Source organism: Streptomyces sp. ASQP_92, assembly GCF_025399895.1.
GTDB lineage: Bacteria > Actinomycetota > Actinomycetes > Streptomycetales > Streptomycetaceae > Streptomyces.
The window spans coordinates 729,813-754,967 of sequence record NZ_JAODUA010000001.1; the positions used below are offsets into that span (position 1 = coordinate 729,813).

The following is a 25,155-nucleotide window of genomic DNA, read 5'->3' on the forward strand; positions in this document are numbered from 1 at the left end:
AAAACCCCTTCGGTCTGCGGGCCGTGCTCGCTCCTCGCGCAGTTCCCCGCGCCCCTTAACTACTCGGTGCCGGCCAGCGCAGGACACCTCAGCCCGTCCGGCGTTTGAGGACGAGCGCTGTTCAGGCGCGAACGGGGTCTGGGGCGGAGCCCTAGCGGGACCGCTCTCGGCTGCGGATCGTGGGTGGCTGGTCGCGCAGTTCCCCGCGCCCCTGACCACGCGGTGCGGGTCCGTACCGGCCACCTCAGCTCGCCACCGCGCCCCTGGCCACGCGGTGCGGGTCCGTACCGGCCACCTCAGCCCGTCCGGCGTTTGAGGACGTGCGCCCTTAAGGCGCGATACGGGGTCTGGGGCGGAGCCCCAGGGGGGCCGGAACCGACCGACCCCGCTGTGCGGGCGGGGCGGCGCTAGCTCGGGGTGCCGGGGCGGACCACGCCCGCCTCGTAGGCGAAGATCACCGCCTGGGCCCGATCCCGCAGGCCCAGCTTCGCCAGCACCCGCCCAATATGCGTCTTCACCGTCTGCTCCGCCAACACCAGCCGCCCCGCGATCTCCTGATTCGACAGCCCCCGGGCAATCAGCTCCAGCACCTCCGCCTCCCGCGGCGTGAGCCCGTTGAGCCGCAACGCCTCCGCCCCCCGGCGCGGAGCCGGCCGCTGCGCCGCGAAGTCCGCGATGAGGCGCCGCGTCACGGACGGCGCGAGCAGGGCCTCGCCCGCCGCCACGACCCGTACCGCCCCGATGAGGTCGGCCGGCGGCGCGTCCTTGAGCAGGAACCCGGACGCCCCCGCGCGCAGCGCCTCGTACACGTAGTCGTCGACGTCGAAGGTGGTCAGCATGAGCACCTTCGGGCGGTACACCACCCCCACCGGCGGGTCCAGGATCTCGCGGGCCGCGGCGAGCCCGTCCATCTCGGGCATGCGGACGTCCATCAGGACCACGTCCGGGTGGGTGGAGCGCGCCACCTCCACGCCCTGGCGGCCGTCGGGCGCCTCGCCCACCACGTCGATGTCGGCCTGCGCCGAGAGCAGCGCGGCGAATCCCGCGCGCACCATGGCCTGGTCGTCGACGATGATCACGCGGATGGTCAACTGACGTCCTTGGGTGCGGAGTTGGCGTGGAACTGGGTGGCGGTGCTCGATGCGGCATCGGGATCGAGGGGCAGGCGTGCCGCCACCCGGAAGCCGCCGTCCGGCAGCGGCCCGGTGTCCAGCGAGCCACCGGTCAACCGTACGCGTTCGCGCATGCCGACGAGCCCGTGCCCCGTCCCGGAGTCCTCCAGGGCAGAAGTGCGTCCCGTCGCGGGCCCGTTGACGACGACCACCGTCAGATGGCGTCCGTCGCAGGTGACGGAGATACGGGCCGTGGCGCCCGGCGCGTGCCGTACGACATTGGCGAGCGCCTCCTGCACGATCCGGTACGCCGACAGGTCGACCGCCGGCGGCAGCGCGGGCAGGTCCGAGGTGAGCGAGAGCGCGGCCGGCTGCCCGGAGCGTACGGTCGCCTCGACCAGTTGCTGGAGCCGGTCCACGCCGGGCTGGGGTGTGCGCTCGCCCTCCTGTCCGCTGCCGTCGCTGCGCAGCACCGCGAGCAGCCGCCGCATCTCGCTCAGCGACTCCCGGGCACTCGACGCGATGGACTCGAACTCCCCGCGCGTCGCCTCGTCGAGCCCGGTCAGCCGGTACGGCGCCGAGTCGGCCTGCACGGTGATCACCGACATGTGGTGGGCCACCACGTCGTGCAGTTCGCGTGCGATCCGGGCGCGCTCCTCCAGGAGGGTGCGCCGGGCGCGCTCGGCCACGCTGATGGTCGCCTGCTCCGCCAGCGCCCGCTCGGCCTCCTCGCGTCGGCGCACCGCGCCGGTGACGGTCAGCATCACGCCCGTCAGGACGATCAGCAGGAGGTAGGTGCTGCTGGAGCCGGCCGGCGGGAACACCCCGAACGCGACACCGGCCGCGCCCGACACCAGCCACACCGTGACGAGCGTACGAGTGGACTCGCGCAGCCCGAGGCAGGCCATCAGGACGAGGAAGCCGACGATCGCCGGGGGCGGCCACGGCCAGGAGCGGGAAGCGGTGTCGGCGCCGTACAGCAAGGCCGCGCCCAGCACATCGGCGGCGAAAATGATCACCCATGCCTGGAGCGGCCGGGTGACCGCGAGCAGCAGTGGCACGGTCTGGGCCACCCCCAGCGCCCCGGCCCAGCCGCCGGCGAGGCGGTAGTCGTCGGCCAGCACGGTGATGGTGATCGGAAGCAGCGCCGCGACGAAGCCGCCGGCGACGACGTAAGGGGCCCACCGCTGCCGGCGCCGGGGCGCCTGCCAGAACAGGGGCCGGGTGGCGTCGGCGGGGGGCCGCAACAGGGCGAGCGCGCGGTCGGAGAGCGGTGAGATCTTCATGACCCGGCCAGCGTAGGCAGCGGTGACCCCACCACGCGTCATACCGGGGTGCCACCCGCACCCAGGACCGGGGTATCGGCCGGGCTCCGGGCCGGCGGCCCACCCGCACCCAGGACCGGGGTATCCGCCGCGTTCCGGACCGGCGGCCCACCCGCACCCAGGACCGGGGTATCGGCCGGGCCCCGGGCCGGCGGCCCAGCCCACCCCGGGCCGCCGGCCCGACCCACGCACCCCCGGGCGGGCCGGCCGCCCCCTAAAGCTCCGCGAGCAGCTCCGCCTTCTTCGCGCTGAACTCGTCGTCGGTCACCAGGCCCGCCTGGTGCAGGTCCCCGAGGTGGCGGATCCTTTCCGCGATGTCGGCGGGGTCGCGCCGCCCCGCCGCGACCGGCACCGGCTGGTGCGGGATCGCCGGGCCCGCACCGCCCCGTACGGCCGCGAGGACCGCCGCCGCGAACGGCAGCGACTCGTGCACCGGGCCGTAGCCGAGGCCGAAGATCACGGCCGCCGGGTCGCGGTCGGCCTGCGCGGGGCCGCCGTCGCCCTCGCGGCGCAGCAGGCGCAGATGCCCGTCGAAGACCTCGGGGGAGCGCCAGTCGACGCCGCTGAGCGAGGCGACCGGGAACGTCTGGTCGCCCGCCTTCCACTTCTCCGAGGAGGCACCCGTCCAGAACCAGCGGAAGGTCACCTGACGACCGTCGAACCCGGCCCTGCCGTCGTACGCCTTGAAGTGCAGCGGCGCCTCGGGCGCGGCCACCAGATGGCGGTCGGCGGGTTTCGCGGCGTACGGCGTCAGACAGGCGCGCAGTTCGTCCGCGTAGTACTCGGCGAGCGTCTCGCGTTCGGCGGGCAGCACCAGGCGATAGGGGTCGCAGGACTCCTTCAACTGGCCCGCCGCAGCATCCATCAGCGGATCGGCACCCGGTCTGGGCACCGCGTGCAGCACCACCGTGCCGCGCTTGCCCTGGGACAGCGACACCGACTCCAACGCCTCGTGGGGGATGCGTCGTTCACGCAGCGCCTGGTACAGCTTCGGCGCACGGATCCCCCGTTCGAAGCGGATGAGCACGGAGTCGGACTCGAACTCCCAGGTGGCATGAATTCCGGCCAGCACATCACCCATGCGCCTCATCGTAGGCGGCGCACGCCCGCGCGTCCCCCCTCGGAGAAAACCCCGCCCCCACGCGGGTCTCCGGGCGATCACACGGCGTCTACGCGTGTCCGCTCGTCGGAGTGCCCGTCAGGCCGCCGACGCGGAGGAGATCCCGCTGCCGCAGTCGGCGTCATAGGCGGCGCAGCCGACCGTCCGGTACGCGCCAACTCCGATGGCGGCGAAGTTGGCGAGGCTCTGGGTGCCGGGCTCGAAATAGCCGGTGTGGCCGATGGCGCCGGCGGCCGAGAGAACCCGGGCGCCGAAGGCCGCCGAGACCGGGTCGGCGCCGTGGCCCAGACCCGCGACGTCCAGATACGGCACGTCCTGGATCCAGTCGTCCTTGTCGCGCATCGCCCAGACCTGGGCCTTGGTGGCCAACTGGGCGGCGTTACGCACCCGCATGCCGGGGCTCCCGGCCACCGCGATGTCGCTGACGCGGGACGGCAGTTCATGCGTCGAGACCCCGCACACCACCGAGCCGTAGCTGTGGCAGAACAGCTCGACCGAGGAGTTTCCGGGCAGCGCCCGCACCATCGCCGCGAGCCGCACCGCGCCTTCCTCGGCCAGCCTGCCGATCGCCGCGTCCATGCCGAGACCGGCCGGCGCCGTGTAGTCGGCCCAGGCGATCACGGCGGTCCGCACGTCCGGCGCCGCCGCGTGCTCGGCCTCGTACAGCGACTCGGCCATGCCGACCGGGGCGGTGTTCCTGCGGTTGGTCTTCTCGAAGGTGAGGACGTTGGTGTCGACGCCGGGGACGATCACCGAGACCCGCTGCGCGCGGTCCAGGTCGCCGAAGACCTCCGCGACCCGGCCGGTGTCGGAGGGGTCGAAGGCGAGGATCTGGCGGCCGTCGTCGAGCAGCGACTCGAACCGGTGCATCCGGCGGCTCGCCTCCTGGCGGCCGTCGGCGGAGAGCCGGGGGTCGACCATGCGTTTCTGCTCGACGGCGCGTGCGTCGGCGAGCGCGGCCCGGTTGGCCCGGTAGCGCAGCGGCACGGGGGCGCCGTCGAGGTTGCCCACGACCAGCGGGTACCGGTCGGCGAGCCGGTCGCGCTCGGCGGCGGTGACCGAGCCGAAGAACCGGGCCAGCTCCGGGGCGCCGGCGTCCGGCTTCGGCAGCTTGTGGCCGTCCAGGGTGTCGCGCGCCCAGGCGGCGAGGGCCTTGGAACGCGGCTCGAAGTCGCCGGAGTGGCCGCGGATCGCCGTCCAGCCGGAGGTCGCGAGCATGACGAACACGACGGCGAGCGCGAGCAGCGCGCGCCAGGCGTTCAAGGTGGGGGAGGAGTCGAAGGAAGTCACTGCTGAACACAGTAGGAGACCCCGGAGGTCCACTGGGCTGACAGTGACTCAGATCACGTTTAGACGGGGAGTGGTCTCACCAAGAGCGCGCGCGGGCGCACGCTCCGTACGAGTCTCGGCGCGGCGGGAGCCGGTGCGGGCAGGCCCGCGGCGGCCCGGGGCGCGGCTCGGGCCCGAGGCGAATCAGCCGCGCCAGTCGTCGGCCAGGGCGGGGCCCAGGTGGTCGAGGTAGTCGGCGGTCAGCTCGCGGATCGCCGCCACGCTGGGATCCTCGCCCTGGCCCCAGAGTCCGCCGGCCACCCGCATCACTCCGGTGAAGGCCGCCACGGCCACCCGGGGCCGCGGGTCGGCGTCGATGTCGAGGCCCTCGCGTTCGGCGATGAGCCGGGCGACCCGCTCCTCCACCTCCGCCGAGCGGCGCAGATGGACCGCGAGCAGCGCCGGGGTCGACTCGATCACCTGGTACGTCCGCATGTAGAGGCCGACTGGCACCACGGGGGACAGGAGCTCCTCCAGGGTGTCCCAGGCCGAGAGCGCCGCCCGGCGCATGGCGGTGAACGGGCCCTCGGCGGGCGGCCGTTCGCGCAGCGCGTCGACGAAGTGGGACTCCACCGTGGACTGGGCCGCGAAGACCACCGCCTCCTTGTTGGCGAAGTAGCGGAAGAAGGTGCGCTGCGAGACATCGACGGCGTCCGCGATCTCGTCGATGGTCGTCTGCTCGTATCCGTTGGTGGTGAAGAGCTCCAGAGCCACCCGCAGCAGCGCGTCGCGGGTGCGCTGCTTCTTCAGCTCGCGCAGGCCCCTCACGGGTGCCATCGGTCGCTGCTCCACCGTCACGTGTGGTCCTCTTTCGGTCAATTTGGCGTGTTCAGTCTAACTGTGAGCCACCTGACAGCTGCCGACTTGTTAAATGGTTTGTCAACTGTCAGTCGCTGACACTAGCCTCGATCGCATGACTAGTCAGACCACCGTCGAAAAGGCGCCACGGGACGAGATACCGGCGCCGGCCAAGGGGCTGCGGGGCCACCCCTGGCTGACGCTCTTCGCCGTGGCCATCGGCGTGATGATGGTCGCGCTCGACGGCACCATCGTGGCGATCGCGAACCCCGCCATCCAGAAGGACCTCGGAGCCTCGCTCCAGGACGTCCAGTGGATCACCAACGGCTACATGCTGGCCCTGGCCGTCTCCCTGATCACCGCGGGCAAGCTCGGTGACCGCTTCGGTCACCGCCAGACGTTCCTCATCGGCGTCGTCGGCTTCGGCGCCGCCTCCGGTGCGATCGGGCTCTCCCACAGCGTCACCTTCGTCATCGCCTTCCGCGTGCTCCAGGGTCTGTTCGGCGCGCTCCTGATGCCGGCCGCGCTCGGCCTGCTGCGCGCCACCTTCCCCGCCGAGAAGCTCAACATGGCGATCGGCATCTGGGGCATGGTCATCGGCGCCTCCACCGCGGGCGGCCCGATCCTCGGCGGTGTGCTCGTCGAGCACGTGAGCTGGCAGTCCGTCTTCTTCATCAACGTGCCGGTCGGCGCGATCGCCCTGGCCCTCGGCCTGCTGATCCTGCGCGACCACCGCGCGGAGAACGCCCCGCGCTCCTTCGACATCCTCGGCATCGTGCTGCTGTCGGTCGCGATGTTCTGCATGATCTGGGCGCTCATCAAGGGCTCGGAGTACGGCTGGGCCAGCGAGAAGACGCTTGCGTTCATCGCGGTCGCGGTGATCAGCTTCGTCCTCTTCGCCGTGTGGGAGACCCGTGTCAGGGAGCCGCTGATCCCGCTCGGCCTGTTCCGCTCCGTGCCGCTGTCGGCGGGCACGATCCTGATGATCCTGATGGCGTTCGCCTTCATGGGCGGCCTCTTCTTCGTCACCTTCTACCTCCAGAACGTGCACGGCATGTCGGCCGTCGACAGCGGGCTCCACCTGCTGCCGCTCACCGGCATGATGATCGTCGCCTCGCCCGTCGCGGGCATCCTGATCACCAAGCTCGGCCCGCGCATCCCGCTCGTCGGCGGCATGGTCTGCACCGCCGTCGCCATGTTCGGGATGTCCCGCCTGACCATCGACACCGGCACCCTCACCATGTCGATCTGGTTCGCGCTGCTCGGCATGGGCCTGGCCCCGGTCATGGTCGGCGCCACCGAGGTCATCGTGGGCAACGCGCCCCTGGAGCTGTCCGGTGTCGCGGGCGGCCTCCAGCAGGCCGGTATGCAGGTGGGCGGCTCGCTCGGCACCGCGGTCCTCGGTGCCGTGATGTCCTCGCAGGTCACTTCCAAGCTCCCGGACAACTGGGCCGCCGCCAAGCTGCCGCCGCTGACTCCGGAGCAGTCCTCGGGCCTGTCCAAGGCGGTCGAGGTCGGCATGGGCCCGGTCCAGCCGAGCACCCCGCCGGAGGTCGCCGCCAAGATCGCGGGCGTCGCGCACGACACGTTCGTGTCGGGCATGAGCACCGCGTTCACCGTCGCCGGGATCGTCGCGGTCCTGGCCGCCGCGGTCGCGATGCTCACCAAGCGCGGTGTGAACGCCGAAGCGGGCGCAGGAGCGGGCCACATCTGATCCCGCCCCGCCCCCGTCAACTCCGTTGCACGAAAGCCCCGCCGGGCGTGATCCGGCGGGGCTTTCACCTATTCGGATGGTTGCGCACGTATGCCCGCGCATGCCGGAACCGGTCCAGGGTGCCGAGCGTTCTCCGAGTCCAACTGATCGAATCGACACGGGGGTTGACTCATATGCGTACGACCACGACCACGGCGGCCCTGCTCGCCGCGACCGCCTTCCTGATGCCCACCACCGCCCAGGCCGCCGCGTCCCCACGCCTGGGGGACTGCGCGCCGGGCGAGCTCTGCCTCTGGGCCAAGGGGGCCTTCAAGGGCCCGCGCCAGGTGTACGACCTGACGCGGATCGACATCGAGAGCTGCACCCCGCTGCCCCCGGGCACCGACATCCAGTCCCTCGCCAACCGCACGGGCCGGCCCGTGACCGGCTACCAGTCCGCCGAGTGCGCGGAGACCGCCGAGTTCGACACGTATCCGGGCAGCGGGACCTGGGTGCCCCAAGTTCCTTATCGAATGAGGGCGTTCAAGGTGTGGGAGAGCTGAGACGTGGTACCCGAATTCCTGAGGCCGAGCCGACCAACCTCAGGGAGTGATGATGGCGGGCTTCGGACACAGTACGCGTACACGCAGGACCCCCCGGTCACGGAACCGCATGGGGCCCCGGACCGGGCCGGACCGCGCGACGCTGGGCATCATCGGACTGGTCTGCGCGATCGCGGGATTCTTCGTCCTCGGGATCGTGCTCGGACCGGTGGCGATCATCTGCGGCTGGCTGGCCATGGGACGCCGCTGGAACGGCTCCCCGCCCGTGCCGGCCCTGGTGGCCCTGATCCTCGGTGCCATCGACACCCTGCTGGCCATCGTCTGGCTGATAGGCACAGCAACCCTGGGCAACGGCATGTTCTGACGCCCCCATAAAGAACAAGGGTGGCGACTCCTCCAAGGAGCCGCCACCCTTCCTTTGCCCCCGCGCCCCAAAGGGGCGCGAGGAACTGCGCGAGAACCACGCACAACCCGCACCCGCAAGGGGGTTGAGGGGCAAGGGGGCCAGGGGCGCGAGGAACTGCGCGAGAAGCGACCACGACCCGCACCCGAAAGGGGGTTGAGGGGCGCGGGGAACTGCGCGAGAACCACGCACGGCCCGCACCCGACAGGGGATTGAGGGGCGCGGGGAACTGCGCGAGAACCACGCACGGCCCGCACCTGCAAGGGGGTTGAGGGGCAAGGGAGTTGAGGGGCGCGGGGAACTGCGCAAAAAGCGACCACACCCCGCACCCGACACCCCACCCGCGGAAGCGAGGGGGCCCGGGGGCCCGGGGAAAAACCCCGCAGCACCCACGCCACCCCGCACCCACCAGCCTCGCAGAGCCTACGCGTCGCCCCCCACGGCCCCCGGATCCGCCGCCGCCACATCAAGCAACCGGTACCGGTCGACCGCCTGCTTCAGCGCCGACCGGTCGACCTTGCCGTCGCGGGCCAGCTCCGTGAGGACGGCCAGCACGATGGACTGCGCGTCGATGTGGAAGAAGCGCCGCGCCGCACCCCGGGTGTCGGCGAAGCCGAACCCGTCCGCGCCGAGCGACTGGTACGTGCCCGGCACCCAGCGCGCGATCTGGTCGGGAACGGACCGCATCCAGTCGGAAACGGCCACGAACGGACCCTGCGCGTTCTGGAGCTTGCGCGTGACATAGGGGACGCGCTGCTCCTCCTCGGGGTGCAGGAGGTTGTGCTCCTCCACCTCGACGGCCTCGCGGCGCAGCTCGTTCCAGGACGTCGCCGACCAGACGTCGGCCCGTACGTTCCACTCCTCGGCGAGGATCCGCTGCGCCTCGACGGCCCACGGCACGGCCACGCCGGACGCCATGATCTGCGCCGGGATGGAGCCCGAAGTGCCGGGAGCGAAGCGGTGGATGCCCTTGAGGATGCCGTCCACGTCGACGTCCGCCGGCTCGGCCGGGTGCTGGATCGGCTCGTTGTAGACGGTGAGGTAGTAGAAGACGTCCTCACTGTCCGGGCCGTACATCCGGCGCAGGCCGTCCTGCACGATGTGCGCGATCTCGTAGCCGAACGCCGGGTCGTAGGCGACACAGGCCGGGTTGGTCGAGGCGAGCAACTGCGAGTGCCCGTCGGCGTGTTGGAGACCCTCACCGGTCAGCGTCGTACGCCCGGCGGTCGCACCGAGCACGAATCCGCGCGCCAACTGGTCGGCCATCTGCCAGAACTGGTCGCCGGTGCGCTGGAAACCGAACATGGAGTAGAAGACGTACACCGGGATCAGCGGCTCGCCGTGGGTGGCGTACGCCGAACCCGCGGCGATCAGCGAGGCGGTGCAGCCGGCCTCGGAGATGCCGTCGTGCAGCATCTGCCCGGTCGGCGACTCCTTGTAGGCGAGCAGCAGTTCGCGGTCGACCGCCTCGTACTGCTGGCCCAGCGGGTTGTAGATCTTGGCGCTCGGGAAGAACGCGTCCATGCCGAAGGTGCGGTACTCGTCGGGCGCGATCAGCACGAACCGCTTGCCGATCTCCTTGTCCCGCATCAGGTCCTTCAGGATGCGCACGAACGCCATCGTCGTGGCGATCGACTGCTGCCCGGAGCCCTTCTTGGCGACCGCGTACGTCTTGTCCTCGGGCAGTGCCAGCGGCTTCGACCGCACCACACGGGTCGGCACATAACCGCCGAGCCCGAGCCGGCGGTCGTGCATGTACTGGATCTCCTCGGACTTGCGGCCCGGGTGGTAGTACGGCGGCGCGCCGGACTCCAGCTCCTTGTCCGTGATCGGGATGTGCAGCCGGTCGCGGAAGCCCTTGAGGTCGTCGACCGTCAGCTTCTTCATCTGGTGGGTCGCGTTGCGGCCCTCGAAGTTCGGCCCGAGCGTCCAGCCCTTGACGGTGTGCGCCAGGATCACGGTCGGCTGGCCCTTGTGCGCCTTGGCCGCCGAGAACGCCGCGAAGATCTTCTTGTGGTCGTGGCCGCCGCGCCCCAGGTGCAGGATCTGCTGGTCGGTCATGTTCTCGACCATGGCGCGCAGCCGCTGGTCGTCGCCGAAGAAGTGGTCGCGGATGTACGCGCCGGTCTCGGTGGCGTACGTCTGGAACTGGCCGTCCGGGGTGGTGTTCATCTTGTTGACCAGGATGCCGTCCCGGTCCTGGGCGAGCAGCGGGTCCCAACTGCGGTCCCAGATCAGCTTGATGACGTTCCATCCGGCGCCGCGGAACTGCGACTCCAGCTCCTGGATGATCTTGCCGTTGCCGCGCACCGGGCCGTCGAGGCGCTGGAGGTTGCAGTTGACGACGAAGGTCAGGTTGTCCAGGTTCTCGCGCGCGGCGATGGACAGCTGGCCGAGCGACTCGGGCTCGTCCATCTCGCCGTCGCCGAGGAAGGCCCACACGTGCGAGTTGGAGGTGTCGGCGATGCCGCGCGCCTCCATGTAGCGGTTCATCCGCGCCTGGTAGATCGCGCCGAGCGGGCCGAGGCCCATCGAGACGGTCGGGAACTCCCAGAAGTCGGGCATGAGCCGCGGGTGCGGGTAGGAGGAAAGCCCGTACGGGGCCTTCGACTTCTCCTGGCGGAAGGCGTCCAGCTGCTGCTCGCTGAGGCGGTCGAGCAGGAAGGCGCGGGCGTAGATGCCGGGCGAGGCGTGGCCCTGGAAGAAGATCTGGTCGCCGCCGTCCTCCTCCTTGCCGCGGAAGAAGTGGTTGAAGCCCACGTCGTAGAGCGAGGCGGAGGAGGCGAAGGTGGCGATGTGGCCGCCGACGCCGATGCCGGGGCGCTGCGCCCGGGAGACCATCACGGCCGCGTTCCAGCGGGTCGCGTTGAGGACCTTGCGCTCGATCTCCTCGTTGCCGGGGAAGAACGGCTCGTCCTTGGTGGCGATCGTGTTGACATAGTCCGTGCTGCGCATCTCGGGCACGGCCACGCGCTTCTCGCGGGCCCGCTCGATCAGCCGGAGCATCAGATAGCGGGCCCGTTCGCGGCCCCGCTCGTCGACGGCGGCGTCCAGGGAGTCGAGCCACTCCTGGGTCTCTTCGGGATCGAAGTCCGGGACCTGGCTCGGCAGGCCGCCAATGATGATCGGGTTGCGATCGGATCCGGAAGCCACGCTGTTCCTTCACTGTCGGGGGATGCGGAGAACGCCAATTCTGCGCCGCATCCCATCGTGTACCGCTCGGGCGCAAACGTCATCTCTACCGAGAGGTAACTCAGGGGGTAACCGTCACCGGAGCAGGAAGTAGGCTCAGGGCCTGGACGGGTCGGGCCAAATCGCAACCTTACGCTCAACCCGGCCATCCGTTCCCGAAGGGTGTTCGGCCCCGATTGGAGTACCCGAAGGAACACAACGGTGCAAACAGTCACCAATGGTGTGGGATGAATCACCGGCGGGGATGCGGATGTCCCTGAACACGGCCACACTGGCCCCCAAAGGGCGGGTTAGGAGACCGGGTACTTGCGAGATTCGTCCCGCCCGTGTGGACTACGCCCAATGCCACGCGTATGCGCGCGGCTGCAGAACTTACCGAATCAAGATCAGGAGGCAAGCCGTGAGCGCGACCGCGGACCACGCGGAGGAGCGGACCAACCCGGCCATGAGGCTGGGGTTCGAGCCCGGACAGGTGGTCCAGGAGATCGGTTACGACGACGACGTCGACCTGGATCTCCGCGAGGGCATCGAGTCCCTGATTGGCCAGGATCTCGTCGATGAGGACTATGACGACGTCGCCGACGTCGTGCTGTTGTGGTTCCGCGACGAGGACGGCGACCTTACGGACGCCCTGGTGGACGCCATCGGTCTCCTTGAGGACGGCGGCACGATCTGGCTGCTGACCCCGAAGACCGGCCGGGACGGATACGTCGAGCCCAGCGACATCAACGACGCCGCGCAGACGGCCGGCCTGTCGCCGGCCAAGAGCGTCAGCGTCGGCAAGGACTGGTCGGGCACCCGCCTGAAGTCCGGCAAGCGCTGATCCGCCCCTCACGCCCCACAGGACCCCCTCAGGCACCAGCCTGAGGGGGTCCTGTGCATGAGGGGGTGCGTAGGGTGGGTGTCACCGATACGGCCCAGTGAAGGGAAGGCGTTTCCATGGCTATCGAGGTCGGCACCCTGGCCCCGGAGTTCGAGCTCAAGGACAACCACGGCCGGACCGTGAAGCTGAGCGACTTCCGCGGCGAGAAGAACGTGGTGCTGCTCTTCTATCCGTTCGCCTTCACCGGGGTGTGCACGGGCGAGCTGTGCGAACTGCGCGACAACCTGCCGAAGTTCGTCAACGACGACACCCAGCTCCTCGCCGTCTCCAACGACTCCATCCACACCCTGCGCGTCTTCGCCGAGCAGGAGGGCCTGGAGTACCCGCTGGTCTCCGACTTCTGGCCGCACGGCGAGGTCAGCCGTGCCTACGGTGTCTTCGACGAGGACAAGGGGTGCGCGGTGCGCGGCACCTTCATCATCGACAAGGAGGGCGTGGTCCGCTGGACCGTCGTGAACGCCCTCCCGGACGCGCGCGACCTGAACGAGTACCTCAAGGCGCTCGACACCATCTGACCGGGACGCGCCGCCGGCCCGGAGCCCGGCCGGCACCGGCGGCCGTTCGGCCGAATCGTCTGTTTGTCCCGGGAACCGGTCACTAGGATCCATTCGTTGATCCGATGCCAACGCACGACGGGGACGCTGACCAAGCCGGCCCCTCACACCATTGGGAGGACTCGTGGGAGTCAGCCTCAGCAAGGGCGGCAACGTCTCGCTGACCAAGGCCGCCCCCAACCTGACCGCGGTCATCGTCGGTCTGGGATGGGACGCACGCACCACCACCGGGGGTGACTTCGACCTGGACGCCAGCGCCCTGCTGACCAACGACCAGGGCAAGGTCACCAACGACGCGAACTTCGTGTTCTTCAACAACCTCAAGAGCCCCGACGGCTCCGTCGAGCACCAGGGTGACAACCTCACCGGTGAGGGCGAGGGCGACGACGAGGTCATCAAGGTGAACCTGGCCGGTGTCCCGGCCGACGTCGCCAAGGTCGTCTTCCCGGTCTCGATCTACGAGGCCGAGTCCCGCCAGCAGTCCTTCGGCCAGGTGCGCAACGCCTACATCCGCGTGGTGAACCAGGCGGACAACAGCGAGCTCGCCCGGTACGACCTGAGCGAGGACGCCTCGACGGAGACCGCCATGGTCTTCGGCGAGCTGTACCGCAACGGCGCGGAGTGGAAGTTCCGCGCCATCGGCCAGGGCTACGCCTCGGGCCTGCGCGGCATCGCGCAGGACTTCGGCGTCAACGTCTGAGCCGACCCGCTCTTCCGTCCGGCGCCGCACCTCCTCGGTGCGGCGCCGGACGCGCTCGCCACCTGTTCCACATCTCGGGGAGGACACGATCATGGGCGTCACGCTCGCCAAGGGGGGCAATGTCTCCCTCTCCAAGGCCGCACCGAACCTGACCCAGGTGCTCGTCGGTCTCGGCTGGGACGCGCGCTCCACCACCGGAGCCGACTTCGACCTCGACGCCAGCGCCCTGCTGTGCGCCAACGGGCGGGTGCTCGGCGACGAGTACTTCGTCTTCTACAACAACCTCAAGAGCCCCGAGGGTTCGGTCGAGCACACCGGCGACAACCTGACCGGTGAGGGCGAGGGCGACGACGAGTCGCTCATCGTCGACCTCACCAAGGTGCCGGCCGGCTGCGACAAGATCGTCTTCCCGGTCTCGATCCATGACGCGGACAACCGCGGCCAGACCTTCGGACAGGTCGCCAACGCCTTCATCCGCGTCGTCAACCAGGCCGACGGCCAGGAGCTGGCCCGCTACGACCTGAGCGAGGACGCCTCGACGGAGACCGCGATGATCTTCGGCGAGCTGTACCGCTACAACGGCGAGTGGAAGTTCCGTGCAGTTGGTCAGGGGTATGCGTCGGGTTTGCGGGGCATCGCTCTAGACTTCGGGGTCAACGTCTCCTAAAGAGATCGCCCGGTTGCGTTCAAGTCGAGTGCCTTCGGGAGCGGTCTTTGCCGGGGGTCCGGGGTGGTCCCCGGGAGACAGCAGTGTGAAGCCGTGCGCGGTGCGGGGGGACACCCGCTCTACGTAGGGTCGGCCCGCTCTACACGATGGGGAAGTCAGTGCTTCTGAAAACCTTCGGCTGGTCATTCGTGATCACCGCGATCGGCCTGGCCCTGGCCGTGCTCTACGACGGATGGACGGCCTTCGGGGTCGTGGCCATCCTGGCCGTGCTCGAGATCTCGCTGTCCTTCGACAACGCGGTGGTCAACGCCGGAATCCTGAAGAAGATGAACGCCTTCTGGCAGAAGATCTTCCTCACGGTCGGCGTGCTCATCGCCGTCTTCGGCATGCGCCTGCTCTTCCCCGTGGTCATCGTCGCGATCAGCGCCAAGATCGGCCCGGTCGACGCGGTCGACCTCGCGCTCAACGACGCGGACCGCTACCAGCAGCTCGTGACCGACGCGCATCCGTCGATCGCGGCCTTCGGTGGCATGTTCCTGTTGATGATCTTCCTCGACTTCATTTTCGAGGACCGGGACATCAAGTGGCTGGCCTGGCTGGAGCGCCCGCTGGCCAAGCTCGGCAAGGTCGACATGCTGTCGGTCTGCATCGCCCTGGTCGTGCTGCTCGTCGCCGCCATGACGTTCGCGACCCACGCCCACCAGCACGGCGGCGCACATGTCGACAAGGCGCAGACGGTCCTGATCTCCGGCATCGCCGGCCTCATCACCTACCTCGTCGTCGGCGGCCTCTCCGGATACTTCGAGAACCGCCTCGAAGAGGACGAGGAGCGCGAGCACGAGCAGGAGGAGGAGGCCAAGCGCACCGGCAGCGCGGTGTCCGCCGTCGCCATGGCCGGCAAGGCCGCGTTCTTCATGTTCCTCTACCTGGAGGTCCTGGACGCGTCGTTCTCCTTCGACGGCGTGATCGGCGCCTTCGCGATCACCAACGACATCGTCCTGATGGCGCTGGGCCTCGGCATCGGCGCGATGTACGTACGGTCGCTCACCGTCTACCTGGTCCGCCAGGGCACCCTGGACGACTACGTCTACCTGGAGCACGGAGCGCACTACGCGATCGGTGCGCTGGCCGTGATTCTGCTCGTCACCATCCAGTACGAGATCAACGAGGTCATCACCGGTCTGGTCGGCGTCGTTCTCATCGCCTGGTCCTTCTTCTCCTCCGTGCGCCGTAACCGGCGGATCGCGGCGGCCGGCGGCGAGGATGCCGGCGACCGGGCGGAAGTCGGCTCCGGGGTGTGACCCCGGTGCTTCCGGAGCGCACGCCCTGGCGCGTGTGATCCGCCGTCGATTGAGGAACGCTTCCTGCGGGGCGGTCACGAGGCATCGGCCTCGCCGGCCGCCCCGCAGAGCTTTGTGTGCGGGGACGGTTCAACGAACCTATGGGGTGGGGGCAATGGCGTTCTGGGACGGCCTGTGGCGGGGCAGGACCTCACAGTTCGACTCGGGCAGTGCGTCGACCAACACGATCGAGCTGACCCGACGGCACAACACGGTCTCGCTGGGCAAGCAGGGCGCCAACACCGGCAGCCTGCGGGTCAACCTGTCCTGGCGGATGCGGACCTCGGACTTCGGGGGCAAGCCCGACCAGAGCGGGCGGCTGCTGCGCCACCCGCTGAAGTTCTTCAAGCCCGAGATGGTCCAGGGCCACACCCACTCCATGGTCAACGTCGACCTGGACCTCGGCTGTCTGTACGAGCTCCAGGACGGCACCAAGGGCGTGGTCCAGCCGCTCGGCAACTTCTTCGGCGCGACCAACAAGCCGCCCTATGTGGAGTGCAGCGGAGACGACCGCTTCGGCTCGGCCTCCGGGGAGACGGTCTTCGTCAACCTCGACCACCGCGACGAGATAAAGCGGCTGCTGGTCTTCGTCTACATCTACGACCAGACCCCGGCCTTCGACCGCACCCACGCCAAGGTGACGCTCTACCCGAGCAACGGGCCGCGCATCGAGATCGAACTCGACGAGCGCGCCCCCGAGGCCCGCTCCTGCGCGGTGGTGTCCATCGAGAACGTCAAGGGCGACATGATCGTGCGGCGCGAGGTGAAGTTCGTGTACGGCTTCCAGGCCGAGCTGGACCGCCTGTACGGCTGGGGGCTCCAGTGGGGCCGCGGCTACAAGACCAAGGCCTGAGCCGCATCAGCCCGCCGCGGGCTACGGGCGGATGAACTGCGGCCCCATGGGCGGCAGGACGAACGTGGGGTCCGGCGCGGGGGCGTGCTGCGGATAGCCGTACGCGGGCTGGGGCGAGGCCGGCTGGGGATAGCCGTACGAGGGCTGCGCGGCCGGCGGCCGGGCCGGGGGAGCGGGGTGCGGGTAGCCGTAGGCGGGCTCGGCCGCGTGCCGCGGCAGCGGCTGGGGCACGGAGGGCGCGCTCGGCGCGCTGTCGGGGCCTTCACCGTCATCCACCGAGATGCCGTACTCGGTGGCGAGACCCACCAGGCCCGTCGGGTAGCCCTGGCCGACCGCGCGGAACTTCCAGCCCTCGCCGCGGCGGTACAGCTCGCCGCAGATGATCGCGGTCTCCTCGCCGGTCTCCGGCTTCACGTCGAAGAGCGCGACCGGCTCGCCCCCCGACACCGCCGCGTCGAACAGCAGGATCCGCAGGTCCCGTACGGCACGGAAGGTCGCGCCGTCCGACGACGCGGTGATCAGCACCCGGTCCACGGAGCGGTCCAGGGCCGCCAGATCGGCCTCGACGGTGTCGGTGAGCCCCTCCGCCACGCGCTTCTTGGGCAGCCTGCGCACCAGCCCCGACGGGTGGCGCGGCTGGTTGTAGAAGACGAAGTCCTCGTCCGAACGCACCCGGCCGTCGGCGGCGAGCAGCAGCGCCGAGGCGTCCACGTCCGGGACGTCGGCGCCGGGCGACCAGCGGAGCACGGCCCGTACGGCCGGGGCCTCCAGCGGGACGTTCGATCCCTTCAGCATCGCGTGCGTCATGCCGGTCATCCTGCCTCCCCGCGGCCCCCTCGGACAACGCGGGGCCCGGCCCGGTACGCCCCGCGACGTACGCGCCGCCTCCGCGCGGGAGGAACGACTCAGATGAGTTACCGGAATTTCATGCATTTGGGGAACTCTTGACACGTGTTCCTACGTACTATTACCGGCCACCCAAAGTCTCGGCCGTCCTGGCAGTACGGGGATACATATGCGGCATTTCGGGCACGTCCCGCCGGCTGTGCGGAAGAACCTCTTCCATCAGGAGCCCTGTGAGTTCACCGCGGGCTCTTCCGCACGCGTGCTGTCGGCCGCCCTCGGTGCCACGCTCTACAGCCCGGCCACCAGGGCGACGCTCGCCGGCGACGTCCTGAAACAGGCCCGCCGCGGCGTCACGTCCATGGTGCTGTGCCTGGAGGACTCGATCGACGACGCCGAGGTGGTGGCCGCCGAGGCCAACCTGGTGCGCCAGTTCGCCGCCCTCGACGACCGCGGCGAGGAGGTTCCGCTGCTGTTCGTGCGGGTCCGCGACCCCCTCCAGATCCCCGACCTGGTGCAGCGCCTCGGCGCCTCCGCCCGCCTCCTGTGCGGCTTCGTCCTGCCGAAGTTCACCGAGGAGCGCGGCATGGGCTTCCTGGAGGCGCTCACCGCGGCCGAGTCCGCGAGCGGACGCCGGCTGTTCGCCATGCCCGTCCTGGAGTCCCCCGAGCTGCTCCACCTGGAGACCCGGGCCGAGACCTTGGCCGGAATCGCGCGCACGGTGGAGAAGTACCGCGAGCGGATCCTCGCCCTCCGCCTCGGCGTCACCGATTTCTGCTCCGCCTACGGCCTGCGCCGCTCGCCCGACATGACGGCGTACGACGTGAAGATCGTGGCCGGGGTGATAGCGGACGTGGTGAACGTGCTGGGCCGCGCCGACGGCAGCGGCTTCACCATCACGGGCCCCGTGTGGGAGTACTTCCGGCTCCAGGAGCGGATGTTCAAGCCCCAACTGCGCCGCAGCCCCTTCCTGGAAGGCCGGGCCGAGGAGCTGCGCACCGCGCTGATCGAGCACGACCTGGACGGGCTGCTGCGCGAGATCGAGCTCGACCGGGCCAACGGGCTGCTCGGCAAGACCTGCATCCACCCCACGCACGTGGTGCCCGTCCACGCCCTGTCGGTGGTCAGCCACGAGGAGTTCAGCGACGCCCAGGACATCCTGCGGCCCGAGCGGGGCGGCGGCGGGGTGCTGCGCTCGGCGTACACGAACAAGATGAACGAGGTGAAGCCGCACCGAGCCTGGGCCGAGCGCACGCTGCTGCGGGCCGAGGTGTTCGGCGTCGCCGCCGAGGACGTCGGCTTCGTCGACCTGCTGACGGCCGGCCTCGCCGAATGACCCGCGCACGAGCAACGCGACCGGACCGAGCGGCAGGCACGCGTCGAGCGGACCGAACGAACCCGGCGGCAGGCACGCGGGTAGCGGAACGAACGAACCCGGCGGCACGCACGCGTCGAGCGGAACGAACGAACAGAGGGACACAGCACCGTGGTTGAGTGGTCGGGAACGTGGGTCGCCGAGCGGCTCGGAGTCGAGCTCGTCGGGGACGAGCGGCTGAGCGCCCTGCTCGGCCTCGCCCTGCGCCGCAACCCCAAGCGCGCCCATCTGCTCGTCTCCCACGTCCTGGGCAAGCACGTACCGCAACGGCCGTCCGTGGTGTGGGGCGCCGGTCATGAACTGGGCCTGCGCGTCAGGGAGTTGCTGGGGGAGGAGGCGGCCGCGCGGGCCGTGGTGCTCGGCTACGCGGAGACCGCGACGGGCCTGGGGCACTCGGTCGCCGACGGCCTGGCCCTCGCCCCCTGCCTCCACTCCACCCGCCGCCCCGTCGCGGGCGTGGCGACGGCGGGCGGCTTCGAGGAGTCCCACTCCCACGCCACCTCCCATCTGCTGCTGCCCGAGGACCCCCAACTCCTCGCCGGGGACGGCCCGTTGGTGCTGGTCGACGACGAGTTCTCGACCGGCAACACGGTCCTCAACACCATCCGCGATCTGCACGCGCGCTACCCGCGCGACCACTACGTCATCGTCGCGCTCGTCGACATGCGCTCCCCGGGCGACCGCGACCGCCTCACCGCCTTCGCGGCGGAGATCGGTGCCCGGGTCGACCTCATCGCCTCGGCGTCGGGCACGGTCCGGCTGCCGGAGGGCGTCCTGGAGAAGGGGCGGGCGCTGGTGGAGGAGTACGAGACGGCGACCCCGGCACATCCGCTGCACAAGAACGGAGCTCCTTGCCCGAGCCCGGCCCTGCGCGTCGACCTGGACTGGCCCGAGGGCCTGCCCGACGGCGGACGGCACGGATTCACCCCCACGCACCGGGCCGAGCTGGAGGCCGCGCTGCCCGGCATGGCCGCCCGCCTCGCCGGGGCGCTCGGGATCCCCCGCGCCACCGGGACGCCGCGCGTCCTCGTGCTCGGCTTCGAGGAGCTGATGTACGCCCCGCTGCGGCTCGCGCTCGCCCTCGAAGAGCACGGCGGGGCGGAGGTGCGCTACTCCACCACGACCCGTTCGCCCGTCCTGGCGGTCGACGACCCCGGCTACGCCATCCGCACCCGCCTCGCCTTCCCCGCGCACGACGACCCGGCCGACGGACCCGGCGAGCGGTACGCCTACAACGTCGCGGGCGGCGGCTTCGACGCCGTCGTGGCCATCGTCGACTCGGCCGCCGACACCCCCCAACTGCACGCCCCCGACGGCCTGTTGGCCCAGCTCGCCGCCCGCATACCGCACGTCGCGCTCGCCGTGCTGCCCTCGTACGTACCCCAAGGTGCCCCCATGCCCGAGCCGCTGCCCGAACCCCTCAGGGGTCCCGCCTTCTCCTCCTACGCGCCCGACGAGGTGGGCTGGCTGCTCAAGGACCTGTCCTCGGTCCCCCTCGAAGCGCCGACCGAGGAGCGCGAGGAGGCCATCCAGAGCGGAGGCGCCCACTACGCGGAGTCGCTGCCGGTCGAGTACCAGCCGAGCCCCCAGTACCAGGAGCTGTTCCGCGCGGCGCTCGACGTCTCGGCGCCCCGGATCGCGCGGGCCGTCGGCGTGGTCACCGAGACCGTCCTGGCCGAGAGGTCGCCGCGCCCGGTGCTGGTCTCGCTCGCCCGCGCCGGAACCCCGGTCGGTGTCCTGATGCGCCGCTGGGCCCAGTACCGCCACGGCCTGGACCTGCCGCACTACGCGGTGTCCATCGTGCGCGGCCGCGGCATCGACCCGAACGCGCTGCGCTGGCTCGCCGCCCACCACGACCCGGCCGACGTCGTGTTCGTCGACGGCTGGACCGGCAAGGGCGCCATCACCCGTGAACTGGCCGCCGCCATAGGCGAGTTCCCCGAGTTCGCGGGCTTCGACCCGGAGATCGCGGTGCTCGCCGACCCCGGCTCCTGTGTGCGCACCTACGGCACCCGCGAGGACTTCCTGATCCCCTCGGCCTGCCTCAACTCCACGGTGTCCGGCCTGATCTCGCGCACCGTGCTGCGCGACGACCTCATCGGCCCGGGCGACTTCCACGGCGCCAAGTTCTACCGGGAGCTGTCCGGCGCCGACGTCTCGGGCCACTTCCTCGACTCCGTCGCCGCGCGCTTCGAGGAGGTCGCCCCCGAGGTGGACCGCGAGGCCAAGGCGCTGCGGGACGCCGACCGCACCCCGAGCTGGGAGGGCTGGGCCGCCGTCGAGCGGATCAGCGAGGAGTACGGCATCCACGACGTCAACCTGGTCAAGCCCGGCGTCGGCGAGACCACCCGGGTGCTGCTGCGCCGGGTCCCCTGGAAGATCCTCGCCGGGCGCGGCGCCGGAGCCGACCTCGACCACGTCCGGCTGCTCGCCGAGCAGCGCGGGGTGCCGGTCGAGGAGGTGGACGGCCTGCCGTACACCTGTGTCGGCCTGATCCACCCCCAGTACACCCGGGGCGCCACCGGCGCCGACGGCACGGCGGTGGTCGCGCAGTGAACACCCCCCGCACGCTCGTCGCCAGCGACCTCGACCGCACCCTGATCTACTCGGCCGCCGCCCTCGCCCTCACCATGCCCGACCAGCGGGCGCCGCGGCTGCTCTGCGTCGAGGTGCACGAGCACAAGCCCCTGTCGTACGTGACCGAGGAAGCGGCCCGGCTGCTCGCCGAGCTGAAGTCGTCCTCGGTGTTCGTGCCCACCACCACCCGCACCCGCAAGCAGTACCAGCGCATCCAACTCCCCGGCCCGCCCTCGCGGTTCGCGATCTGCGCCAACGGTGGCCACCTGCTCGTGGACGGGGTGTCCGACGCGGACTGGGCCCGTTCGGTGACCGGACGGATCGCCGCCGAGTGTGCCTCCCTCGACGAGGTCCGCGCCCATGTGCGGGCCGTCGCCGATCCGCACTGGCTGCGCAAGGAACGGGTCGCCGAGGACCTCTTCGTCTACCTCGTGGTGGAGCGCGAACTGCTGCCCGGGGAGTGGGTCAAGGAACTCGCCGCCTGGGCCGACCCCCGCGGATGGACGGTCTCCCTCCAGGGGCGCAAGATCTACGCCGTGCCGAAGCCGCTCACCAAGAGCGCCGCGGTGCGGGAAGTGGCCCGCAGGACCGGCGCCGAACTGACCCTCGCCGCCGGGGACTCGCTCCTCGACGCCGACCTGCTGCTCGCCGCCGACCAGGGCTGGCGGCCGGGCCACGGCGAGCTCGCCGAGGCCGGCTGGCTGTCCCCGGGCACCGAGGCGCTGTCCGAGCGGGGAGTGCTGGCGGGGGAGGAGATCCTGCGCCGCTTCCTGGCCCGCGCCGCACGCTGAGGAGCGTTCCCGCGCCGCGCGGCAGCCGGTACGGTCGCCGCATGACCAAGGGAAACAGCACCAAAATCACCGATGAGCTGTACGCCTACATGCTGGCCCACAACCCGCCCCTGGACGAGGTCCAGCGGGATCTGGTGAAGACCACCTACGACCGGCTGCCCGACCAGGCGGGCATGCAGTCGGCCGAGGAGCAGGCGCCGCTCCTCGCCTTCCTGGTACGCCTGGTGAACGCCCGCCATGTCGTCGAGGTGGGCACCTTCACCGGGTTCTCGGCCCTCGCCATGGCGCAGGCGCTGCCCGCCGACGGCAAGCTGATCGCCTGCGACGTCTCCGAGGAGTGGACGGCGTACGGCAAGGAGGCCTGGGCGAAGGCCGGGGTCGCCGACCGCATCGAGCTGCGGATCGCGCCCGCCCTCGACACCCTGCGCGCGATGCCGCACGAGCCGCACATCGACTTCGCCTACCTGGACGCGGACAAGGGCAACTACATCGCGTACTGGGAGGAGTTGGTGCCCCGGATGCGGCCCGGCGGCCTCATCGCCACGGACAACGTGCTCTACCACGGCACCGTCCTGGACGCGCGGGCGACCGGGTCGCCCGCCGCGATCCGCGCGTTCAACGAACACGTCGCCCAGGACCCGCGGATGGACAGCGTCATGCTGATCGTCGCGGACGGCCTGACGCTGTCCCGCAAGATCTAGCCGGGCTCAGCCCAGGACCCGGCCGGGCTCAGCCGCAGCAGCCGCCCCCGCAGCACCCTCCGCCGCCGCCCGCGGACGGGGCCGGGCCAGACTTGGCGGCGCCGCCCACGGCCACCGTGGACAGCAGCTTCACGGTGTCGTCGTGCCCGGCCGGGCAGGCGGCGGGGGCCGCGGACTCGGCCATCGGCCGGCTGAGTTCGAAGGTGTCGCCGCAGGAGCGGCAGCGGTATTCGTAACGAGGCATGCGCCCAGACTAAGCGGTCCCCGGCCCTCGCGGCCCGTCCTTAGCCGGGGAGCTCCGGGGCCCGGCCCGGCCTAGGGGCGCTCCTCGTCGAGGTGCTCGTGGCGCGCCTTCCAGTACGGGTTGTCGTGCGGCAGGAAGCCGGTGACGCGCCCGTACATCCCGAACACCATCAGCAGCAGCCCGACCACGAAGCTGAACAGCACGTTCTGCATCCTGAAGGCCAGGAAATTGCGCGAGGTGTCGAGCAGGGCCAGATTCACGAACCCGCTCACCAGGAACAGGACGCCGAGGACGATGTTGAGCGTCGAGGCGAAGTTGCCGCCCCTGACCATCCCGTACAGGAGCAGCAGGCCCACGACGATGGACAGCACGCTCAGCGCGCCATTGGTGCTGAGCCCGGCGACGGTGTCACCGCCGGTGTCGAAGAAGCCGATCTGATGGACCAGACCGAGGATGCCGAAGATCATCAGGATGATGCCCATGGCACCGGCACCGAAGCGGTAGACGCTGTTGAGACGGTGGTCGATCGGCAGGTGCTCGTTGAGCGAGACGCGGCTGTGGTTGATGCGCTGCGAGATCGTATGGGTGGCCATAGTGGGAGCCCTCCTCGTCCCTGGGCACGCGCGTACGTACTCAAGGATCCGCCCGGGCGGGGCCCGCAACAACTCAGCGGTGCGCGGCCCGGCCGATGGCTCCGGGGCAGGGCTCAGGCGCCGTGGCCGAGTTCCTCCCGGATGCCGGCCACCACCTGGGACACGGCCCGGCGCACCGCCTCGGTCTCGGTCAGGAAGTGCCAGTAGTCGGGGTGGCGGCCTTCGAGCGTGGCGATCGCCCGGTCCAGGCGCGCCACGGAGTCGTCGAGCGGCCGGGCGTGCCGGGGGTCGGGGGTGGTGCGGCCGGACATCGCGAGACGCTGGGCGTCGCGGATCGCGAACCGGGTGCGCTGGATCTCCTGCTGCGGGTCCTTGGAGACGGCGTTGAGCCGCTGGAGCCGGTCGCCGGCGGCCGATACGGCCTCGTCCGTGGCGTTCAGCAGCGCCCGCACCGTACTGAGCCGCGAGGTCGCGTCCGCCCAGCGCTGCTCGTCGCGCGCCGCGGCCGCCTCCTTGAGCTTGTCCTCCGCCTGTCGTACGGAGACGGCGGCCTGCTCGGGCACCTGCTGAAGGTCCTGCCAGCAGGCGGCGGTGAAGCGCCGGCGCAGCTCGCTCAGGATCGGGTCGACGTTGCCGGCCCGGGTGGTGAGTGCCTGGGCGCGGGTGCGCAGCGACACCAGCCTGCGGTCGATCTCGGCGGCCTTGGCAGGGAGCTGCTCGGCCTCGGCCCGCACCGCCTCGGCGTCCCGCAGCACCCGGTCCGCGCGCTGGAGCGTCTCGGGCACGCCGTGTTGCCCCGCGCCCTGGTTGAGCTTGGTCAGCTCCGGTGCGAGCGAGGCGAGCCGGGCCGCGAGGTCGTCGGCGCGCAGCCCCTCGGCGCGTGCCGCGTCCAGGGCGGTGCTGGCCCCGAGCAGCGCGTGCCGGGCCCGCTCGACGGCGGGGGCGAGCCGGGCGAGCTGGGTCTCGGCGGTGTCCAGCAGGGGCCGCAGGCTCTGCTCGAAGCGGTCGAGCTCGCCCTTGACCCGGACGAGCTCGTCCTTGGCGGCGGCCAGCTCCGCGCGCGCCCGCGAGGCGACGGAGGCGTCCAGATCGTCCCGGTCCAGGTCGTGCGCGTCCACCGCGTTGATGTACTGGTTGGAGACCTCGTCGATACGGCGCCCGAGGGCCGCGAAGTCGTCGACGGCCCGACGGGCACCGGGCGAACTGTCCACGGCCATGATCGTCTCGATGGAGATCCGCAGGTCGCGCTGGGCGGTGTCGAGCTCGTAGAAGGCGGCCGCCGCGGCGTCCTTGGCGGCCTGCGCCTCCGCCCGCAGGCTTTCGCCGCGCCCCCCGAACCAGCGACGCGTGCCACCCCCGGCGAAAGCGCCGGGCAGCGCCATGGCGCCGAGCACCACGGGAAACGCGATCAGCGCCAGCACGTCCCGGACGGTGGCACCCGCTCTGCTGTCAGGCCGCGCGTGTGTCCCCGTCACATCCCTCTCCCGTGCTGGTCGCCC

Annotated in this window: 23 protein-coding genes; 13 read left to right on the plus strand and 10 right to left on the minus strand. The window is 70.8% G+C overall.

Going from position 1 to position 25,155, the window contains the following annotated elements; translation table 11 throughout:
* Positions 1-407: 407 nt before the first annotated feature.
* The 5 genes from N4G70_RS03160 to N4G70_RS03180 form a co-directional block, all read right to left on the minus strand.
* On the minus strand, positions 408-1,091 hold the full coding sequence (locus N4G70_RS03160) for a response regulator transcription factor (RefSeq protein ID WP_261710803.1): 684 nt from the start codon (positions 1,089-1,091) through the stop codon (positions 408-410).
* Positions 1,088-2,398: a sensor histidine kinase gene (locus N4G70_RS03165; protein WP_261710804.1), complete on the minus strand. Its 1,311-nt coding sequence runs from the start codon at positions 2,396-2,398 to the stop codon at positions 1,088-1,090. The genes N4G70_RS03160 and N4G70_RS03165 overlap by 4 nt, the downstream gene beginning before the upstream one ends.
* 253 nt (positions 2,399-2,651) lie before the next feature.
* Complete coding sequence (locus N4G70_RS03170) at positions 2,652-3,518, minus strand: DUF4429 domain-containing protein (protein ID WP_261710805.1); 867 nt, start codon at positions 3,516-3,518, stop codon at positions 2,652-2,654.
* 117 nt (positions 3,519-3,635) lie between these two features.
* Entirely contained in the window at positions 3,636-4,847 is a 1,212-nt protein-coding gene (locus tag N4G70_RS03175; protein WP_261710806.1) for an alpha/beta hydrolase family protein, read from the minus strand.
* Positions 4,848-5,030: 183 nt separating this feature from the next.
* On the minus strand, positions 5,031-5,663 hold the full coding sequence (locus tag N4G70_RS03180) for a TetR/AcrR family transcriptional regulator (protein WP_261710807.1): 633 nt from the start codon (positions 5,661-5,663) through the stop codon (positions 5,031-5,033).
* Between the two features lie 136 nt (positions 5,664-5,799).
* On the opposite strand from N4G70_RS03180, the gene N4G70_RS03185 reads away from it, so the two are divergent.
* The 3 genes from N4G70_RS03185 (at position 5,800) to N4G70_RS03195 (ending at position 8,304) form a co-directional block, all read left to right on the plus strand.
* Positions 5,800-7,398: an MFS transporter gene (locus tag N4G70_RS03185; RefSeq protein WP_261710808.1), complete on the plus strand. Its 1,599-nt coding sequence runs from the start codon at positions 5,800-5,802 to the stop codon at positions 7,396-7,398.
* A gap of 173 nt (positions 7,399-7,571) precedes the next feature.
* Positions 7,572-7,940, plus strand: coding sequence for a peptidase inhibitor family I36 protein (locus N4G70_RS03190; protein ID WP_261710809.1), 369 nt, complete (start codon positions 7,572-7,574; stop codon positions 7,938-7,940).
* Between the two features lie 49 nt (positions 7,941-7,989).
* On the plus strand, positions 7,990-8,304 hold the full coding sequence (locus tag N4G70_RS03195) for a small hydrophobic protein (protein ID WP_261710810.1): 315 nt from the start codon (positions 7,990-7,992) through the stop codon (positions 8,302-8,304).
* 462 nt (positions 8,305-8,766) lie between these two features.
* Here N4G70_RS03195 and aceE read toward each other — a convergent pair whose 3' ends face one another.
* Complete coding sequence (gene aceE / locus N4G70_RS03200) at positions 8,767-11,496, minus strand: pyruvate dehydrogenase (acetyl-transferring), homodimeric type (protein ID WP_261710811.1); 2,730 nt, start codon at positions 11,494-11,496, stop codon at positions 8,767-8,769.
* A gap of 439 nt (positions 11,497-11,935) precedes the next feature.
* Between aceE and N4G70_RS03205 the strand changes: the two genes are divergently transcribed.
* The 6 genes from N4G70_RS03205 (at position 11,936) to N4G70_RS03230 (ending at position 16,532) form a co-directional block, all read left to right on the plus strand.
* Positions 11,936-12,358 (plus strand): DUF3052 domain-containing protein, encoded by a 423-nt coding sequence (locus tag N4G70_RS03205; protein WP_120723717.1) that lies wholly within the window; start codon positions 11,936-11,938, stop codon positions 12,356-12,358.
* Positions 12,359-12,474: 116 nt separating this feature from the next.
* Positions 12,475-12,933 (plus strand): peroxiredoxin, encoded by a 459-nt coding sequence (locus N4G70_RS03210; protein ID WP_261710812.1) that lies wholly within the window; start codon positions 12,475-12,477, stop codon positions 12,931-12,933.
* A gap of 163 nt (positions 12,934-13,096) precedes the next feature.
* Positions 13,097-13,672 (plus strand): TerD family protein, encoded by a 576-nt coding sequence (locus N4G70_RS03215; RefSeq protein WP_261710813.1) that lies wholly within the window; start codon positions 13,097-13,099, stop codon positions 13,670-13,672.
* 91 nt (positions 13,673-13,763) lie between these two features.
* Positions 13,764-14,339, plus strand: coding sequence for a TerD family protein (locus N4G70_RS03220; RefSeq protein ID WP_120723723.1), 576 nt, complete (start codon positions 13,764-13,766; stop codon positions 14,337-14,339).
* A gap of 158 nt (positions 14,340-14,497) precedes the next feature.
* Complete coding sequence (locus N4G70_RS03225; RefSeq protein ID WP_261710814.1) at positions 14,498-15,640, plus strand: DUF475 domain-containing protein; 1,143 nt, start codon at positions 14,498-14,500, stop codon at positions 15,638-15,640.
* Between the two features lie 154 nt (positions 15,641-15,794).
* Positions 15,795-16,532, plus strand: coding sequence for a Tellurium resistance (locus N4G70_RS03230; protein WP_261710815.1), 738 nt, complete (start codon positions 15,795-15,797; stop codon positions 16,530-16,532).
* Between the two features lie 21 nt (positions 16,533-16,553).
* On the opposite strand, the gene N4G70_RS03235 is transcribed toward N4G70_RS03230, so the two are convergent.
* Complete coding sequence (locus tag N4G70_RS03235; protein ID WP_261710816.1) at positions 16,554-17,348, minus strand: TerD family protein; 795 nt, start codon at positions 17,346-17,348, stop codon at positions 16,554-16,556.
* A 199-nt stretch (positions 17,349-17,547) separates the two neighbouring features.
* Here N4G70_RS03235 and N4G70_RS03240 point away from each other — a divergent pair, with 199 nt between their 5' ends.
* The 4 genes from N4G70_RS03240 to N4G70_RS03255 all read left to right on the plus strand — a co-directional run bounded on the left by N4G70_RS03240 (position 17,548) and on the right by N4G70_RS03255 (position 22,819).
* Positions 17,548-18,711: an HpcH/HpaI aldolase/citrate lyase family protein gene (locus tag N4G70_RS03240; protein WP_261710817.1), complete on the plus strand. Its 1,164-nt coding sequence runs from the start codon at positions 17,548-17,550 to the stop codon at positions 18,709-18,711.
* A 150-nt stretch (positions 18,712-18,861) separates the two neighbouring features.
* Positions 18,862-21,306 (plus strand): phosphoribosyltransferase, encoded by a 2,445-nt coding sequence (locus N4G70_RS03245; protein WP_261710818.1) that lies wholly within the window; start codon positions 18,862-18,864, stop codon positions 21,304-21,306.
* Entirely contained in the window at positions 21,303-22,118 is an 816-nt protein-coding gene (locus N4G70_RS03250; protein WP_261710819.1) for an HAD family hydrolase, read from the plus strand. Before N4G70_RS03245 ends, N4G70_RS03250 begins: the two co-directional genes overlap by 4 nt.
* Positions 22,119-22,159: 41 nt before the next feature.
* Positions 22,160-22,819, plus strand: a complete 660-nt coding sequence (locus N4G70_RS03255) for an O-methyltransferase (RefSeq protein WP_261710820.1) — start codon at positions 22,160-22,162, stop codon at positions 22,817-22,819.
* Positions 22,820-22,847: 28 nt separating this feature from the next.
* Here the strand turns inward: N4G70_RS03255 and N4G70_RS03260 are convergent, their stop codons facing one another.
* The 3 genes from N4G70_RS03260 to N4G70_RS03270 form a co-directional block, all read right to left on the minus strand.
* Complete coding sequence (locus tag N4G70_RS03260; protein WP_261710821.1) at positions 22,848-23,063, minus strand: zinc ribbon domain-containing protein; 216 nt, start codon at positions 23,061-23,063, stop codon at positions 22,848-22,850.
* A 71-nt stretch (positions 23,064-23,134) separates the two neighbouring features.
* A complete protein-coding gene (locus tag N4G70_RS03265; RefSeq protein WP_261710822.1) occupies positions 23,135-23,656 on the minus strand; it encodes a DUF4383 domain-containing protein in 522 nt (173 codons plus the stop codon).
* 113 nt (positions 23,657-23,769) lie between these two features.
* Positions 23,770-25,131 carry a hypothetical protein gene (locus N4G70_RS03270; protein ID WP_261710823.1) on the minus strand — a complete coding sequence of 454 codons (1,362 nt, stop codon included), beginning with the start codon at positions 25,129-25,131 and terminating at the stop codon, positions 23,770-23,772.
* Positions 25,132-25,155: the final 24 nt, after the last annotated feature.

Coding starts and splice junctions, on each gene's coding strand:
- N4G70_RS03240 (WP_261710817.1), top strand. CDS start 17,548: ATGCGGCATTTCGGGCACGTCCCGCCGGCTGTGCGGAAGAACCTCTTC.
- N4G70_RS03180 (WP_261710807.1), bottom strand. CDS start 5,663: ATGGCACCCGTGAGGGGCCTGCGCGAGCTGAAGAAGCAGCGCACCCGC.
- N4G70_RS03255 (WP_261710820.1), top strand. CDS start 22,160: ATGACCAAGGGAAACAGCACCAAAATCACCGATGAGCTGTACGCCTAC.
- N4G70_RS03190 (WP_261710809.1), top strand. CDS start 7,572: ATGCGTACGACCACGACCACGGCGGCCCTGCTCGCCGCGACCGCCTTC.
- N4G70_RS03220 (WP_120723723.1), top strand. CDS start 13,764: ATGGGCGTCACGCTCGCCAAGGGGGGCAATGTCTCCCTCTCCAAGGCC.
- N4G70_RS03235 (WP_261710816.1), bottom strand. CDS start 17,348: ATGACCGGCATGACGCACGCGATGCTGAAGGGATCGAACGTCCCGCTG.
- N4G70_RS03170 (WP_261710805.1), bottom strand. CDS start 3,518: ATGGGTGATGTGCTGGCCGGAATTCATGCCACCTGGGAGTTCGAGTCC.
- N4G70_RS03265 (WP_261710822.1), bottom strand. CDS start 23,656: ATGGCCACCCATACGATCTCGCAGCGCATCAACCACAGCCGCGTCTCG.
- N4G70_RS03195 (WP_261710810.1), top strand. CDS start 7,990: ATGATGGCGGGCTTCGGACACAGTACGCGTACACGCAGGACCCCCCGG.
- N4G70_RS03230 (WP_261710815.1), top strand. CDS start 15,795: ATGGCGTTCTGGGACGGCCTGTGGCGGGGCAGGACCTCACAGTTCGAC.
- N4G70_RS03210 (WP_261710812.1), top strand. CDS start 12,475: ATGGCTATCGAGGTCGGCACCCTGGCCCCGGAGTTCGAGCTCAAGGAC.
- N4G70_RS03260 (WP_261710821.1), bottom strand. CDS start 23,063: ATGCCTCGTTACGAATACCGCTGCCGCTCCTGCGGCGACACCTTCGAA.
- N4G70_RS03165 (WP_261710804.1), bottom strand. CDS start 2,398: ATGAAGATCTCACCGCTCTCCGACCGCGCGCTCGCCCTGTTGCGGCCC.
- N4G70_RS03185 (WP_261710808.1), top strand. CDS start 5,800: ATGACTAGTCAGACCACCGTCGAAAAGGCGCCACGGGACGAGATACCG.